The following is a 14,506-nucleotide window of genomic DNA, read 5'->3' as shown; positions in this document are numbered from 1 at the left end:
TATAGGGCGGGGCGGTTAAGGTCAGGTACGAAATTGCGGAAGGGCGGGCGGCAGAGTCTTGCTCACTCTTCGCCATCATGGGCTCCGTCGTCGAAAATCTGCTCGACCGGCATGGCGAACAGCCGGGCGATCCTGAACGCGAGACCGAGCGAGGGATCGTGCTTGCCGGTCTCGATCGCGTTGACCGCCTGGCGCGAGACATCGAGCTGCCCGGCCAGCTCGGCCTGGCTCCACTCGCGCTCGGCGCGCAGCACACGGAGGCGGTTCTTCACCGGGCGCTTCGCAGCCAGGCCAGCAGGAAACCGGCGTAGAAAGCGACGAAGGCGCCGATGGCGGCCAGTTCGTAGGGAAAATCCCTCGTGGCCTCTCTGCCTGCAAGGCCATCGATGAAGCCCGCCGCGAAGGGCACGAGGAAATAGAGGATCGCCAGGACCACGAACGCCGCGGAGGTCCCTGCCTGCCACAGGCTCTGGGTGTATTCGTCGCGCAGCGTGCGCCGCAGGATCACCAGCAGGGAGACGATCGTGACAAGCGCGGGGCCGCCGTAGAGCCAGCCGGTCCAGTCGAACAGGTTGGCCAGGGCCAGCACAACCGAAGCAACTCCGCCCATCACGGCCGACGTCAGATAGAGGTTGGTTTTGGTATCGGGTTGCATCGGCTCTTGCTCCGAGCGTGTCAGGTATGCCTGACCATATGTCGCGATTCGCTGACAATGTCAACATTACCTGACATCGTGTCGCCACAACCTGTCATCGCCGCGTCCGCATTCCACACGGCATTGACGCTCCGGGGGCCATAAGCCAAAGCCCGCCGCCATGGACCGCAATCCTCGTCGATCTTTCCAGGACATGATCCTCGCGCTGCACGATTTCTGGGCCGCGCGCGGGTGCCTGATCCTGCAGCCCTACGACATGCGCATGGGCGCGGGCACCTTCCACACCGCCACGACGCTGCGCGCGCTCGGACCCGAGCCGTGGAACGCCGCCTTCGTCCAGCCCTGCCGCCGCCCGACCGATGGCCGCTACGGCGAGAACCCCAACCGGCTGCAGCATTACTACCAATATCAGGTGATCCTCAAACCCAGCCCGCCCGACATCCAGGACCTCTATCTCGAGAGCCTCGCGGTGATCGGGATCGACCCGCTCAAGCACGACATCCGCTTCGTCGAGGACGATTGGGAAAGCCCCACGCTGGGCGCCTGGGGGCTGGGCTGGGAGGTCTGGTGCGACGGGATGGAGGTGACCCAGTTCACCTATTTCCAGCAGATGGGCGGGTTCGACTGCAAGCCGGTCGCGGGCGAGCTGACCTATGGGCTCGAGCGGCTCGCGATGTATATCCAGGGCGTCGACAGCGTCTACGATCTCGACTTTAACGGGCAGGGGGTGAGCTACGGCGACGTCTTCCTCGAGAACGAGCGGCAGATGTCGAAATGGAATTTCGAGGTCGCCGACACCGCCGCGCTGTTCGAGCTCTTCGCCAAGGCCGAGACCGAATGCCGCAATGCGCTGGAAAATCAGGTGCCTATCGCCGGTTATGAACAGGCGGTCGAGGCCAGCCATATCTTTAACCTGCTCCAGGCGCGCGGCGTGATCAGCGTCCAGGAACGCGCCAGCTACATGGGCCGGGTCCGCGATCTGGCGCGCGGGAGCTGCGAGACATACGCCGCGCTGATGGCGCCGCAATGGGCGGAGAAATATCCGGAGTGGTCGTTGTGAGTCCCCTCGTTCGTCATTGCGAGCGGAGCGAAGCAATTCAAGGCGCAGGTCCATGGATTGCCGCGTCGCCTTCGGCTCCTCGCAATTACGAGGGGAGGATTCAATGACTGACTTCCTCCTCGAACTGCGCTCCGAGGAAATCCCCGCGCGGATGCAGGCCGGCGCGCGCGCCGAGCTGGAAAAGCTGCTGCGCCGCGAACTCGACGCCGCAGGGATCGCCGCGAACGACATCACCGTCTGGTCCACCCCGCGCCGGCTCGCGCTGATCGCGCGCCGCCTGCCGCAGGCGACCGAAGCGGTGAGCGAGGAAGCCAAGGGCCCCCCCGAGGGCGCGCCAGACCAGGCGATCGAAGGCTTCTGCCGCAAGAACGGCGTCACCCGCGACCAGCTCACCTTGCGCGAGGTCAAGGGCCGCAACACCTGGTTCGCGGTGATCGAGAAGCCGGGCCGCGCGACCGCCGACCTGCTCGCCCGGGCGATCCCCGCAATCGTGCGCGACTTTTCCTGGCCCAAATCGATGCGCTGGGGCGCGGCTTCGATCGGCACCGAGTCCCTGCGCTGGGTGCGCCCGCTCTCGGGCGTGGTCGCGCTGCTGGGCGACGAAGTGGTCCAATGCGAGGTCCACGGCGTCACCAGCGGCGCAGTGACGCTGGGCCACCGCTTCCACCACTCGGGCGACATCACCATCGGCAATGCCGGCGACTACGCGATGAAGCTGCGTGCCGGCCATGTCATCGTCGATCACGAGGAACGCGCCGCGCTGATCCGCAAGGGCGCCGCGCAGGTCGCCGCCGAAGCGGGCCTCACGCTGGTCGAGGACGAGGGGCTGGTGGTCGAGAACGCCGGTCTGACCGAATGGCCGGTCCCGCTGCTCGGCCGCTTCGAGGAGGATTTCCTCAGCGTCCCGCCCGAGGTCATCCAGCTCACCGCGCGGGTGAACCAGAAGTATTTCGTCTGCACCGCAGCCCCCGCGCAGGCGGGCGCCTCAGGCGAAGGCGCGCCACCGACCGAGGTCCCCGCCGCCGCGGGGACTCAGCTCCTCGCAAATGCCTTCATCTGCACCGCCAATATCGCGGCGGAAGACGGCGGCGCGGCGATCGTCGACGGCAACCGCAAGGTCCTCGCCGCGCGGCTCTCGGATGCGCGCTTCTTCTGGGATGTCGATCGCAAGAAGACGCTGGCGCAGCACGCCGAGGGGCTCGATCGGATCACCTTCCACGAGAAGCTGGGCAGCGTCGCCGACAAGGTCGAGCGCGTGGCGAAGCTGGCGCGCTGGCTGGTTGAGGAGGGGATCGTCACTCCCGACCTCCAACCCCGTCATCCCCGCGCAGGCGGGGATCCCGCTTTGTCTTCGAGCGCCGCGCCGGAAACCAGCGGGACCCCCGCCTTCGCGGGGGTGACGAGAGAAGAGTTGGCCGATCTCGCGGAACAGGCCGCGCGGCTCGCCAAGGCCGATCTGGTCACCGAGATGGTCGGCGAATTCCCCGAATTGCAGGGGCTTATGGGCGGCTATTACGCCCGTGCCGAGGGGGTGGGCGGGGAGCATAATGACGCGGTCGCCGACGCGATCCGCGATCACTACAAGCCGGTCGGGCAGGGCGACGATGTGCCGACCGAACCGGTGACGGTGGCGGTCAGTCTAGCGGACAAGCTGGATACGGTCTTCTCGTTTTTCGGAATCGACAAAGCGCCCACCGGTTCAAAAGATCCTTACGCTCTCAGGCGGGCGGCAATCGCTGTCTTGAGCCTAATCATAAGGAATGGCCTTCGGTTGTCGCTCGAGCGTGCGCTAGACGCGTATCATGGCCTAGCGTTGGCCGAGCAGCGTCCGGCCATTTCACATTTCAGGCTCTCGAGTGCGAAGGTCGAAACTTGGACGCCTGACGACGATCGGTATCCTCCAGTTAACGAACTGACCTATCAGATTCTGGCGGACCGCGATGAAGACGAGGCCTATGAACCTGTCGTCTGGCATGCTCTACTTCCTTATCGTGAGTTCGAGGAGCGGGGAGCTTTGGGAGACGCGGAGCTTAGCGACTCCGCGCTTTTCGTTACGAAAGACTTCGTTTCGGTCTTTGAGAGTGTTGCCGACTTCCTCGCCGACCGCCTCAAGGTCCAGCAACGCGAGGCCGGCGTCCGGCACGATCTCATCGATGCGGTGTTTGCTCTGGGAGGCGAAGACGATCTCGTCCGCCTGCTGGCAAGGGTGAAAGCATTGCAGAACTACGTCGAAACCGCCGAGGGCGCCAATCTTCTCGCCGCCTACAAGCGCGCCGCCAATATCCTCAAGAAAGAGGACTGGTCCTCTTCTCCCCTCCCCGCGGGGGGGGGGCCGGGGGTGGGGGGGCCCACGCCCGAGGCGTCGAACACCCATCCCCAACCCCTTCCCTTCAGGGAAGGGGCTTCCGAGGAGATCGCCGAGACCGGCGAAGAAGACCCGCTCGCGCTGGTCGACGATCCCGACATGAAGACGGTCAACGACGCAATCCTCGCCGCCCGCAATGCAGATCGCAGTGCGAAAACACTTTCCTACACGCCCGAAGCTGCGGAGAAGGATCTGATCGAGGCGCTTGCTGCGGCGGAGCCCGCTGCGGCATCGGCGATTGTGGCGGAGGATTTCGAGGGCGCCATGGCCGCGCTCGCCAGCCTGCGCGCGCCGATCGACCGCTTTTTCGAGGAGGTGACGGTCAATGACGAAGATCGCGAAAAACGCGCTTCTCGGCTCGACCTGCTCGCCCGCTTCCGCGCCGCGGTCCACACGGTCGCCGATTTTGCGCGGGTCGAGGGCTAAGGTGACGCTTCGGCCTGCCAAGGTGACGGTTCTCCGCCAGCAAGGTTACGGTTTGCACCGCCAAGTTTACGCCTTTCGCGGCCAAGGTGACGGTTTTCGCCGCCAAGTTTACGGTTTTGGCGCTCTTGCCCCGGCACCGTGTCCAATGTGTCAGCACCCCCGCGCGGGTGAGGAGTTTCGATGAGCAATACGGTCTATTCCTTCGGCGGCGACGCCCCCCATTCCGACCCGCGCCAGAAGGACAAGCGGATCACCGGAGGCAAGGGCGCCAATCTCGCGGTGATGGCCGAGATCGGCCTGCCGGTCCCGCCGGGCTTCACCATCGCCACTTCGGAATGCCTGACCTATCTCGCTGGCGGTTCGGACTTCCCGCCGGCCTTGCGCGACCAGGTCGCCGAGGCGCTGCGCCATGTCGAGCGCACCGTCGGCAAGATGCTGGGCGACGTGGAAGACCCGCTGCTGGTCTCGGTCCGCTCGGGCGCCGCGGTCTCGATGCCCGGCATGATGGACACCGTGCTCAACCTCGGGCTCAACGACGAGACCGTCGAAGGCCTCGCGCGCACGAGCGGCGACGCGCGCTTCGCCTGGGACAGCTACCGCCGCTTCGTCCAGATGTATTCGGACGTCGTGCTCGGGGTCGATCACGGGCTGTTCGAGGAAGCGCTCGAGATCGCCAAGGAGAACGCGGGCTTCTATTCGGATACCGAGCTCGAGGCCGATCACTGGCGTTCGCTGGTGGGCGAATACAAGGCCATCGTCGAGCGCGAGCTGGGCGAGCCCTTTCCGCAGGACGCGCACGCGCAGCTCTGGGGCGCGATCGCCGCGGTGTTCGACAGCTGGGACACCGACCGCGCCAAGATCTACCGCCGCCTCAACGACATCCCCCACGACATGGGCACCGCGGTCAACGTCCAGGCGATGGTGTTTGGCAATATGGGCGACACCAGCGCCACCGGCGTCGCCTTCACCCGCGATCCCTCGACCGGCGAGAAGGCCTATTACGGCGAATGGCTGGTCAATGCGCAGGGCGAGGATGTCGTCGCCGGGATCCGCACCCCGCAATATCTCACCCGCGCCCGCCGCGAACTGGCCGGCGCCGACAAGCCGAGCATGGAAGAGGCGATGCCCGAGGCCTTCGCCGAGCTCGCGCGCGTGTTCGAACTGCTCGAGAAGCATTATTCCGACATGCAGGACATCGAGTTCACCGTGCAGCAGCGCAAGCTCTGGCTGCTCCAGACCCGCAACGGCAAGCGCACCGCCAAGGCCGCGCTCAAGATGGCGGTCGACATGGTCGGCGAGGGGCTGATCGACCGGCGCCAGGCGATCCTGCGCGTCGATCCGATGGCGCTCGATCAGCTGCTCCACCCCACGCTCGACCCCGAGGCGCATCGCGACGTGATGACCACCGGCCTGCCCGCCTCGCCGGGCGCGGCTTCGGGCAGGATCGTGCTCGACGCCGAGACCGCCGAAAGCTGGGCGCAGCGCGGCGAGAAGGTGATCCTGGTGCGGGTCGAGACCAGCCCCGAGGACATCCACGGCATGCACGCCGCCGCCGGCATCCTGACCGCGCGCGGCGGGATGACCAGCCACGCCGCGGTGGTCGCGCGCGGCATGGGGCGCCCCTGCGTCTCGGGCGCCTCGCAGCTCTCGATTTCGCGCGAGGGCCGCACCCTGCGGATCGGCAATCGCGAGCTGAAGGAGGGCGACGTCATCACCCTCGACGGCAGCAACGGCCAGGTCATGGCGGGCGAGGTCGCCACCATCGAACCCGAGCTTGCGGGCGATTTCGGCACGATGATGGAATGGGCCGACGAGCACCGCCGGATGCGCGTGCGCACCAATGCCGAGACCGAGCAGGACTGCAAGATGGCGCGCCAGTTCGGCGCCGAGGGCATCGGCCTGTGCCGCACCGAGCACATGTTCTTCGACGCCGGGCGGATCAGCGCGGTGCGCCAGATGATTCTCGCCGAGGACGAGGCTGGCCGCCGCGCCGCGCTGGCCAAGCTGCTCCCCGAACAGCGCGCCGATTTCCGCGCTATTTTTACCGTGATGGTCGGACTGCCGTGCACCATCCGCCTGCTCGACCCGCCGCTGCACGAATTCCTGCCGCAGCAGGAATCCGAATTCGCCGAACTGGCCGATGCCACCGGGCTCGGAGTCGATCACCTGCGCCGCCGCGCCGCCGAGCTGCACGAGTTCAACCCGATGCTCGGCCATCGCGGCTGCCGGCTGGGAATCACCTACCCCGAGATCTACGAGATGCAGGCGCGCGCAATCTTCGAGGCGGCCTGCGAAGTCGCGAAGGAGAGTGGGGAAGCGCCGCTGCCCGAAATCATGATCCCGCTGGTCGCCACCAGGCGCGAACTCGAAATCCTCCGCACGCTGGTCGACCGGGTCGCGGACGAGGTGTTCGCGCAGCTCGGCCAGCGGGTGGACTATCTGGTCGGCACGATGATCGAGCTGCCGCGCGCCGCGCTGATGGCGGGGCAGATTGCGCAGCACGCCGATTTCTTCAGCTTCGGGACCAACGATCTCACCCAGACCACGCTCGGGGTCAGCCGCGACGACAGCGCGCGCTTCCTCGGCCCCTATGTCGACCAGGGCATCTTCCCGCGCGATCCCTTCGTCAGCCTCGACATCGAGGGCGTGGGCGAACTGGTGTCGATGGCGGCCGAGCGCGGCCGCGCCACCCGCGCCGACATCAAGCTCGGGATCTGCGGAGAGCATGGCGGCGATCCGTCCTCGATCGGCTTCTGCGAGCGGGTCGGGCTGGATTACGTCTCGGCCTCGCCCTACCGCGTGCCGATCGCCCGCCTGGCCGCAGCGCAGGCGAGCTTACGCTAGGATTTCCAGCCGGTTAGGGTGAGAATTTCGAAGGTTTCGACCACGCGGCCCTGTTCGTCGGCGTGGCCCAGAAACGCGGCGCGAACGCGCTCGAGCGCCGCGCGGCCCAGCGGCGGGGAGACCCGGGCGAGCTGATTGCCCAGCGCCTGATCGCGCAGGTCGGCGACGAGCTGGTCGAGCGAGCGATAGGCGACCGAGAGCGCGCGCGAATCGACCACGAAGCGCCGGAACCCCGCGCGCTCGAGCAGCGCGGTCGCGGCGCGGTTGTCGACCAGCGGGTGCATCCGCGGGGAGGGCCGGTCGGGCTCGGCGGCGATCATCGCGCGGCGCAGGTTCGCGAGGCTCCCGGCCCCGACGAGGCTTGCCATCGCGACGCCGCCCTCGGCCAGCGCACAGCGCATATGCAGCAGCGCGGCCGGCAGGTCGTTGACCGTCGCCAGCGTCTCGAAACTGGCGATGAAATTATAGGGGCCGCCGGGGAAGGGCAGCTCCTCGTCGAAATCACCGGGCGCCGCATGGGAGGCATTCTCCAGCCCCGGCAGTCCGTCGGTCAGCAAGCCCATCACCAAGGCGCGCTCGGGAGCGAGCTGCATGAAGCCAACCCGCTCGGCGAAATCCTCCGCCATGTCCTCGATCACGAAGCGCGCCGCGCCGTCCTGTTGCTGGCGGATACGCGCGCGCTCCCAAGCAGACTTGCGGCGGGCGGGCGAAAATATCCGGGGCGGGGCGGGGTTCGGCATGGCCTCTGCCCTGCCGCGCTTGTCACCGCCGCGCAAGCGGTGCAGCCTGCGCGTCATGCCCGCCCCCACGCCCGCGCGCCGCTTTCTCGCCGAGACGCTCGCCCCGCTGGTGGACCTCGTCTACCCGCCGCGCTGCCCGGTCTGCGGCGAGGGAATTGCGCAGCAGGTCGGGCTCTGCGCCGCTTGCTGGGAGCAGCTCGAGATTCCCTCGGAGCCCAGCTGCGCGCTATGCCAGCGGCCCTTTAGCGGCGCGAATATGGAAGCAGGCGCGATCTGCCTGCCCTGCATGAAGGAGCCGCCCAGACACGACGGGATCGCCGCAGCGACGCTCTACAACGACGTCTCACGACGACTCGTGCTCGCCTTCAAGCACGGGCGCAGGATCGCGCTCACCCCGATGCTGGCGCGGCTGATGGCGGCGCGGCTGCCGCCGCCTGCGGACCGGCTGATCGTCCCCGTGCCGCTGCACCGCTGGCGGTTGTGGTACCGCGGGTTCAACCAGGCCGCGCTGCTGGGCCGGAGCCTGGCCGGAATGGGGCACGGCGCGCTGGTGGTCGATGCGCTGGTCCGCACCAGACGGACCCCGGTGCTGCGAGGGCTGGGCGCCAAGGCCCGCCGCCGCGCGCTCGCCGGCGCGATCCGGGTCAGCCGAAGCGGCGCGAAAGCGGTGAAGGGGCGCTCCGTGATCCTCGTCGACGACGTGCTCACCAGCGGCGCCACCTCGCAGGCCTGCGTCGCCGCGCTCAAACGGGCGGGGGCGACCAGCGTGATCATCTGCTGCTTTGCCCGGGTCCTCGACGGCGAGCGCAATCCGGGAATGGCAACTGCGCCACCCTGGCCGCAAAGCGAAACGCCCGAGACCGCGAAGGTCCCGGGCGCCACGTGACGAATGTACCGGACCTTTCCCTTAAGGGCTGGCGCACCCCCCATGAATACGCCGGGTCCTATCCCTCATCGCTTGGTGCGCGCCTCGCTCCGAAAACATACCCGAGCCGGCAGCGCTCCTGTACCCCCTGAACCCGGTGCTCTATTCGACACCCTCGCCAAGCGGATAGCCCTTTCGAGCCACATTGCGAATATTCCACCAAACCGCCGTTCCTCAAACCGGCAATTTTGCTATTGGCGGATTTCGAGGGCTGTTGTTGCGAGCGTGCAACAAATGACAATGCCGCAGTACCAAGGATTTCCGATGACCACCGACACCGCCGAACGCGAGCAGGGCACGCGTTTTCTTCCCAAGTTCGACGACCGCGGGCTGCTCTGCGCGGTGGTGGTCGACGCCGCGACCGCGCAGGTGCTGATGGTCGCTTTCATGGACCGCGAGGCGCTCGACGCAACGCTGGCGAGCGGCGAGGCGCATTTCCATTCGCGCTCGCGCGGGCGGCTATGGAAGAAGGGCGAGTCGTCGGGCAACGTCCTGCGCGTCGAGGAAGTGCTCGTCGATTGCGACCAGGATGCGCTGGTGCTGCGCTGCCGGCCTGCCGGCCCGACCTGCCACACCGGTGCGACCTCTTGCCTCTACCGACGGCTGGAGAACGGTTCGCTCGAGCGCGTCGGAAGTTGACGTTTACGTAAGCGGATGGTAACCGATCCGCATGACGTCAGCCAGTCCCCAAAGCCGGGCCCCGGCCCATGAGAAGCCGGTCCGCGGCGGCTCGGGCGCCTTGCTCGATCGCCCCGACAAGCTCGCCCGCGAGCAGTTCACGATCTCCGATCTGACCTATGAATTCGGCTGCACCGCGCGCGCGCTGCGGTTCTACGAGGACGAAGGGCTGATCGCGCCGTCGCGCGTCGGCCTTTCCCGTATCTATTCCCCGCGCGACCGCGCCCGTCTCGCCTGGATCATGCGCGCCAAGAATGTAGGTTTCTCGCTCACCGAGATCCGCGAGATGATCGATCTCTACGACCTCGACGACGGTCGCGTCGAACAGCGCCGCGTGACGGTCGACAAATGCCGCAAGCATGTCGCCAAGCTGAAAAAGCAGCGTGCCGATATTGACAGTTCGATCAAGGAACTCACCGATTTCATCGGCCACATCGAATCGCTCGATCCGGCAAAGTAGTTTTCCGCTTCCAACCTCCCGACTTTCTCCCATCCAGCCCCCATTCCAGCAAGGACGCCTCCCATGCCCAGCTATACCGCTCCGACCCGCGATGCCCGGTTCATCCTCAATGAAATGCTCGACCTCGCCGGCTATGCGCACCTGCCCGGGTTCGAAATGGCCACCCCCGATGTCAGCGATGCCGTGCTCGGCGAGGGCGGGAAGTTCTGCTCTGAGGTGCTCGCCCCGCTCAACCGCACCGGCGACGAGGAAGGCTGCACCCGCCACGATGACGGCTCGGTCACCACGCCCGCCGGTTTCAAGCAGGCCTATGGCCAGTTCGTCGAAGCCGGCTGGGGCACGATCTCGGCGCCGGAGGAATTCGGCGGCCAGGGCATGCCGCACGCGCTCGGCTTCGCGCTCGAGGAGTTCATCTCCTCGGCCAACCAGGCCTTCGGCATGTATCCCGGGCTGACTAATGGCGCGGTCTCGGCGCTGATCGCCAAGGGGTCGCAGGAGCAGAAGGACATGTATCTGCCCAAGATGATCTCGGGCGAATGGTCGGGGACTATGAACCTGACCGAGCCGCAGTGCGGCACCGATCTGGGCATGATCCGCACCAAGGCCGAACCGCAGGCCGACGGCAGCTACGCGGTTACCGGGACCAAGATCTTCATCTCGGCGGGCGAGCACGACCTGACCGAGAACATCATCCATCTGGTGCTCGCCAAGACCCCCGGCGCGCCCGACAGCACCAAGGGCATCTCGCTGTTCGTGGTCCCCAAGTTCCTGGTCAACGAAGATGGCTCGGTCGGCGAGCGCAACGGCGTGGTCTGCGGCTCGATCGAGGAGAAAATGGGCATCCACGGCAATTCGACCTGCCTGCTCAATTACGACGGCGCCAAGGGCTGGCTGGTCGGCGAGGAGAACAAGGGTCTCGCCGCCATGTTCATCATGATGAACGCCGCCCGTCTCGGGGTCGGCATCCAGGGCCTGAGCCAGGCCGAGGCCGCCTATCAGAACGCGGTCGCCTATGCGCTCGACCGGCGGCAAGGCAGGGCGCTGACCGGCCCCGCCGAGCCCGATGCGCAGGCCGATCCGATCTTCGTCCACCCCGATGTCCGCCGCATGCTGATGGACGCCAAGGCCTTCACCGAGGGCATGCGCGCGCTGTGTCTGTGGGGTGCGCTGCAGGTCGATCTCTCCCACAAGGCCGAGACCGAGGAAGAGCGCGAGAAGGCCGACCTGATCATCGGGCTGCTGACCCCGGTCATCAAAGGCTATGGCACCGACAAGGGCTATGAGGTCGCGACCAATATGCAGCAGGTCTTCGGCGGCCATGGCTATATCCGCGAATGGGGCATGGAGCAGTTCGTCCGCGACGCCCGCATCGCGCAGATCTACGAGGGCACCAATGGCGTCCAGGCGATGGACCTGTGCGGGCGCAAGCTGGCGCAGAAGGGCGGCGCGGGCATCCAGGCCTTCTTCAAGATGGTCGGTGACGAGGTCGAGCAGGCCAGGGGCGACGAGACGCTCGGCCCGCTCGCCGAACCGCTCGGTAAGGCGCTCGCCGAACAGCAGGCGTCCACCATGTGGTTCATGAGCAATGCGATGCAGAACCCCAATCACCTGGGCGCCGGCGCGCATCACTATATGCACATGATGGGGATCGTGACGCTGGGCTTCATGTGGTTGCGGATGGCCAAGGTCGCACAGACGAAGCGGGCCGAAGGTGCGGACGACGCGGCGTTCTACGAGACCAAGCTGGCGACCGCGCGCTATTTCATGGATCGCTACCTGCCCGATGTCGGCGCCTTCCGCCGCAAGATCGAGTCGGGCAGCGACAGCATGATGGCGCTGGGCGAAGAGGCTTTCGCCACCGCGGCGTAGGCATCCGCTCAAGCCATGGTTGAAACAAGTCCGCGCCGCGATTCCCTGAGGAGCCGCGGCGCGGATTTCTTTGCGGGGGTCTTAACGACGACGCCTTGCGAAACCTCTGGTCATCCCCGCGAAGGCGGGGATCCCGCTTCTCGTTTTAGGCGCGGCGAAAAAGGCTAGCGGGACCCCCGCCTTCGCGGGGGCGACGAATTAGGAAAGGTTTCGCTCTTGCGAGATCACTCCTCGGGCAGGAAATCCGGCACCGAGAGATAGCGCTCGCCGGTGTCGTAATTGAATCCGAGCACTCGGGCCCCTTCGCCCAGTTCGCCCAGCTTGCTCGCGATCGCCGCGAGCGTCGCGCCGCTCGAGATTCCGACCAGCAGGCCTTCGACGCTGGCCGATTTTCGCGCCCATTCCTTGGCGTCCTCCGGATCGACCTGAATCGCGCCGTCGATCGACTTGGTGTGGAGATTGCCGGGGATGAAGCCCGCGCCGATGCCCTGGATCGGGTGCGGGCCGGGCTGGCCGCCGCTGATCACCGGCGAACCCGCGGGCTCGACGGCATAGGCCTTCATGCCCGACCACATCGCCTTGAGCACCTCGGCGCAACCGGTGATATGGCCGCCCGTGCCGACCCCGGTGATCAGCGCGTCGATCGGCGTTTCGGCGAAATCGGCGAGGATTTCCTGCGCGGTGACCTCGGCGTGGACCTTCCAGTTGGCTTCATTGTCGAACTGGCTGGGGACCCAGGCGCCCTCGGTTTCGCGCGCAAGCTCGAGTGCGCGCTCGATCGCGCCCTTCATGCCCTTGGCCTTGTCGGTGAGATCGAAGCTGGCGCCATAGGCCAGCATCAGCCGGCGGCGCTCGACGCTCATGCTCTCGGGCATGACCAGCACGAGTTTGTAACCCTTGACCGCGGCGACCATCGCCAGACCGATCCCGGTGTTGCCGCTGGTCGGCTCGATGATCGTGCCGCCGGGGCGCAGCTTGCCCGATTTCTCGGCGTCCTCGACCATCGCCAGCGCGATCCGGTCCTTGATCGAGCCGCCGGGATTGCCGCGCTCGCTCTTCACCCAGACCTCGTGGTCGGGGAACAGCCGCGCGAGGCGGATATGGGGGGTGTCGCCGATGGTGGCGAGGACGGATGGGGCTTTCATGGAATGCGCTCCTGCAATTGTTCTTCGGGTGTCTCTTCTACCAATTCCTCAGGCGGGTCGAAGGTCCGCGTGGTACGCAAAACAGGAAACACGCGGCTCCACAAGCCGACGGTGACGATCGCCCCGATCCCCCCGCTGACCACCGCGGCGACGGGGCCGATCAGGAAGGCGAGCGAGCCGGAAAAGAAATCGCCGAATTCGTTCGAGGCGCTGATCGTCAGCAGGCTGACCGACGACACCCGGCCGCGCTTGTCGTCGGGGGTGTGGAGCTGGATCAGCGATTGGCGGATGTAGACGCTGAACATGTCGGCGGCGCCGATGACGAACAGCATCGCCAGGCTGAGCGGCATCCATGTCGACAGACCGAACACCACCGTCGCGCCGCCGAACACCGCCACCGACCACAGCATCTTGGGCCCGACCTGGGTCCTGAGCGGAAAGATCGAGAACCACAGCGCGGTCACCACCGCACCGCAGGCGGGCGCCATCGCCAGCTGCGCCAGCCCGGTCTCCCCGACCTGCAGGATATCGCGCGCATAGACCGGGAACAGCGCGGTCGCCCCGGCGAGGAACACCGCGAACAGATCGAGCGTGATTGCGCCGAGCACCATCTTGTTGTGCACGACATAGCGCAATCCGTCGATGATCCGGGCGACCGGGCGGGCGGTGCCCACGCTGTTGGCGCGTGGGACATGGCCGATGGTGCTGAGCGCGGTCAGCGAGACCAGAAACAGGCCCGCGGCGATCGCGTAGGGCAGCGCAGGGACGATGGCGTAGGTATAGCCCCCGATCGCCGGCCCTGCGATCATGCCCACCTGCCAGGCAATGCTTGAGAGTGCGATCGCATTGGGGAGGATGGCTTTGGGCACCAGATTTGGCGCGAGTGCGGACAGCGCCGGGCCGTTGAAAGCGCGCACGACGCCTAGCACAACCGCGATCGCATAGAGATATTCCAGCGAGATCGCCTGTTGCCAGGTCAGCCAGCCCAGCGCGGCAGCACAGAAGAACTGCACCGCCACCGTGATCCGCGCGAGATTGCGGCGGTCGAAGCGGTCCGCGGCGAGCCCGGAGAAGGGCGTCAGCAGAAACAGCGGAACGAACTGGAACAGCCCGATCAGCGCCAGCTGGCCCGAAGCTTCTGCTACCGAGGAGCCGGCATCGCGCGCGATGTTGTAGACCTGCCAGGCGATGATGAGCATCATCGCGTATTGCGCCAGCGTCATCGCCAGACGGCTGACCCAATAGGCGCGGAAATTGTGAATGCGGAAAGGGTGGCGCGGTTCGTTCACGCGCGGCCCATGGCAGCGGGCGCGCGGCAAGGGAAGAAACTTCCCCTGCC

General features: G+C 66.6%; 12 protein-coding genes. 7 read left to right on the top strand and 5 right to left on the bottom strand.

The annotated features are described in order from the left end of the window. Positions 1-62: 62 nt before the first annotated feature. Positions 63-272, bottom strand: a complete 210-nt coding sequence (locus ACQ5J0_RS13745) for a helix-turn-helix transcriptional regulator (protein ID WP_462568119.1) — start codon at positions 270-272, stop codon at positions 63-65. Beyond that, positions 269-655 carry a hypothetical protein gene (locus ACQ5J0_RS13740; protein ID WP_462568118.1) on the bottom strand — a complete coding sequence of 129 codons (387 nt, stop codon included), beginning with the start codon at positions 653-655 and terminating at the stop codon, positions 269-271. The genes ACQ5J0_RS13745 and ACQ5J0_RS13740 overlap by 4 nt, the downstream gene beginning before the upstream one ends. Before the next feature lie 160 nt (positions 656-815). Here ACQ5J0_RS13740 and ACQ5J0_RS13735 point away from each other — a divergent pair, with 160 nt between their 5' ends. From ACQ5J0_RS13735 to ppdK, 3 genes are all read left to right on the top strand, one after another. Further along, positions 816-1,715: a glycine--tRNA ligase subunit alpha gene (locus ACQ5J0_RS13735; protein WP_462568117.1), complete on the top strand. Its 900-nt coding sequence runs from the start codon at positions 816-818 to the stop codon at positions 1,713-1,715. A gap of 103 nt (positions 1,716-1,818) precedes the next feature. Next, the gene (gene glyS / locus ACQ5J0_RS13730) at positions 1,819-4,506 is read left to right on the top strand and encodes a glycine--tRNA ligase subunit beta (RefSeq protein ID WP_462568116.1); all 2,688 of its coding nucleotides are present in this window, start codon (positions 1,819-1,821) and stop codon (positions 4,504-4,506) included. Between the two features lie 180 nt (positions 4,507-4,686). Next, positions 4,687-7,350 carry a pyruvate, phosphate dikinase gene (gene ppdK / locus ACQ5J0_RS13725; RefSeq protein ID WP_462568115.1) on the top strand — a complete coding sequence of 888 codons (2,664 nt, stop codon included), beginning with the start codon at positions 4,687-4,689 and terminating at the stop codon, positions 7,348-7,350. Here the strand turns inward: ppdK and ACQ5J0_RS13720 are convergent. Then, on the bottom strand, positions 7,347-8,147 hold the full coding sequence (locus ACQ5J0_RS13720) for a methyltransferase domain-containing protein (protein ID WP_462568114.1): 801 nt from the start codon (positions 8,145-8,147) through the stop codon (positions 7,347-7,349). The two genes, ppdK and ACQ5J0_RS13720, sit on opposite strands and share 4 nt — an antisense overlap. Between ACQ5J0_RS13720 and ACQ5J0_RS13715 the strand changes: the two genes are divergently transcribed. The 4 genes from ACQ5J0_RS13715 (at position 8,146) to ACQ5J0_RS13700 (ending at position 12,022) form a co-directional block, all read left to right on the top strand. Then, the gene (locus ACQ5J0_RS13715; protein ID WP_462568113.1) at positions 8,146-8,976 is read left to right on the top strand and encodes a double zinc ribbon domain-containing protein; all 831 of its coding nucleotides are present in this window, start codon (positions 8,146-8,148) and stop codon (positions 8,974-8,976) included. The two genes, ACQ5J0_RS13720 and ACQ5J0_RS13715, sit on opposite strands and share 2 nt — an antisense overlap. A 303-nt stretch (positions 8,977-9,279) precedes the next feature. Next, a complete protein-coding gene (hisI, locus tag ACQ5J0_RS13710) occupies positions 9,280-9,654 on the top strand; it encodes a phosphoribosyl-AMP cyclohydrolase (RefSeq protein ID WP_462568112.1) in 375 nt (124 codons plus the stop codon). A gap of 31 nt (positions 9,655-9,685) precedes the next feature. Beyond that, positions 9,686-10,153 (top strand): MerR family transcriptional regulator, encoded by a 468-nt coding sequence (locus ACQ5J0_RS13705; RefSeq protein WP_462568111.1) that lies wholly within the window; start codon positions 9,686-9,688, stop codon positions 10,151-10,153. Between the two features lie 63 nt (positions 10,154-10,216). Continuing rightward, positions 10,217-12,022, top strand: a complete 1,806-nt coding sequence (locus tag ACQ5J0_RS13700) for an acyl-CoA dehydrogenase C-terminal domain-containing protein (protein ID WP_462568110.1) — start codon at positions 10,217-10,219, stop codon at positions 12,020-12,022. Positions 12,023-12,246: 224 nt separating this feature from the next. On the opposite strand, the gene cysK is transcribed toward ACQ5J0_RS13700, so the two are convergent. Continuing rightward, positions 12,247-13,167, bottom strand: coding sequence for a cysteine synthase A (gene cysK / locus ACQ5J0_RS13695; protein ID WP_462568109.1), 921 nt, complete (start codon positions 13,165-13,167; stop codon positions 12,247-12,249). Further along, positions 13,164-14,390 carry an MFS transporter gene (locus ACQ5J0_RS13690; RefSeq protein ID WP_462570126.1) on the bottom strand — a complete coding sequence of 409 codons (1,227 nt, stop codon included), beginning with the start codon at positions 14,388-14,390 and terminating at the stop codon, positions 13,164-13,166. The genes cysK and ACQ5J0_RS13690 overlap by 4 nt, the downstream gene beginning before the upstream one ends. Positions 14,391-14,506: the final 116 nt, after the last annotated feature.

This window comes from Qipengyuania sp. SM2512 (genome assembly GCF_054954005.1).
This window is presented reverse-complemented; position numbering and strand designations above follow the sequence as displayed.

Excerpts from the sequence above, each read along its gene's own strand:
- ACQ5J0_RS13720 (WP_462568114.1), bottom strand. The coding sequence starts at position 8,147 with ATGACGCGCAGGCTGCACCGCTTGCGCGGCGGTGACAAGCGCGGCAGG.
- ACQ5J0_RS13715 (WP_462568113.1), top strand. The coding sequence starts at position 8,146 with ATGCCCGCCCCCACGCCCGCGCGCCGCTTTCTCGCCGAGACGCTCGCC.
- ppdK (WP_462568115.1), top strand. The coding sequence starts at position 4,687 with ATGAGCAATACGGTCTATTCCTTCGGCGGCGACGCCCCCCATTCCGAC.
- ACQ5J0_RS13735 (WP_462568117.1), top strand. The coding sequence starts at position 816 with ATGGACCGCAATCCTCGTCGATCTTTCCAGGACATGATCCTCGCGCTG.
- ACQ5J0_RS13740 (WP_462568118.1), bottom strand. The coding sequence starts at position 655 with ATGCAACCCGATACCAAAACCAACCTCTATCTGACGTCGGCCGTGATG.
- cysK (WP_462568109.1), bottom strand. The coding sequence starts at position 13,167 with ATGAAAGCCCCATCCGTCCTCGCCACCATCGGCGACACCCCCCATATC.
- ACQ5J0_RS13705 (WP_462568111.1), top strand. The coding sequence starts at position 9,686 with ATGACGTCAGCCAGTCCCCAAAGCCGGGCCCCGGCCCATGAGAAGCCG.
- ACQ5J0_RS13700 (WP_462568110.1), top strand. The coding sequence starts at position 10,217 with ATGCCCAGCTATACCGCTCCGACCCGCGATGCCCGGTTCATCCTCAAT.
- hisI (WP_462568112.1), top strand. The coding sequence starts at position 9,280 with ATGACCACCGACACCGCCGAACGCGAGCAGGGCACGCGTTTTCTTCCC.
- glyS (WP_462568116.1), top strand. The coding sequence starts at position 1,819 with ATGACTGACTTCCTCCTCGAACTGCGCTCCGAGGAAATCCCCGCGCGG.
- ACQ5J0_RS13690 (WP_462570126.1), bottom strand. The coding sequence starts at position 14,390 with ATGACGCTGGCGCAATACGCGATGATGCTCATCATCGCCTGGCAGGTC.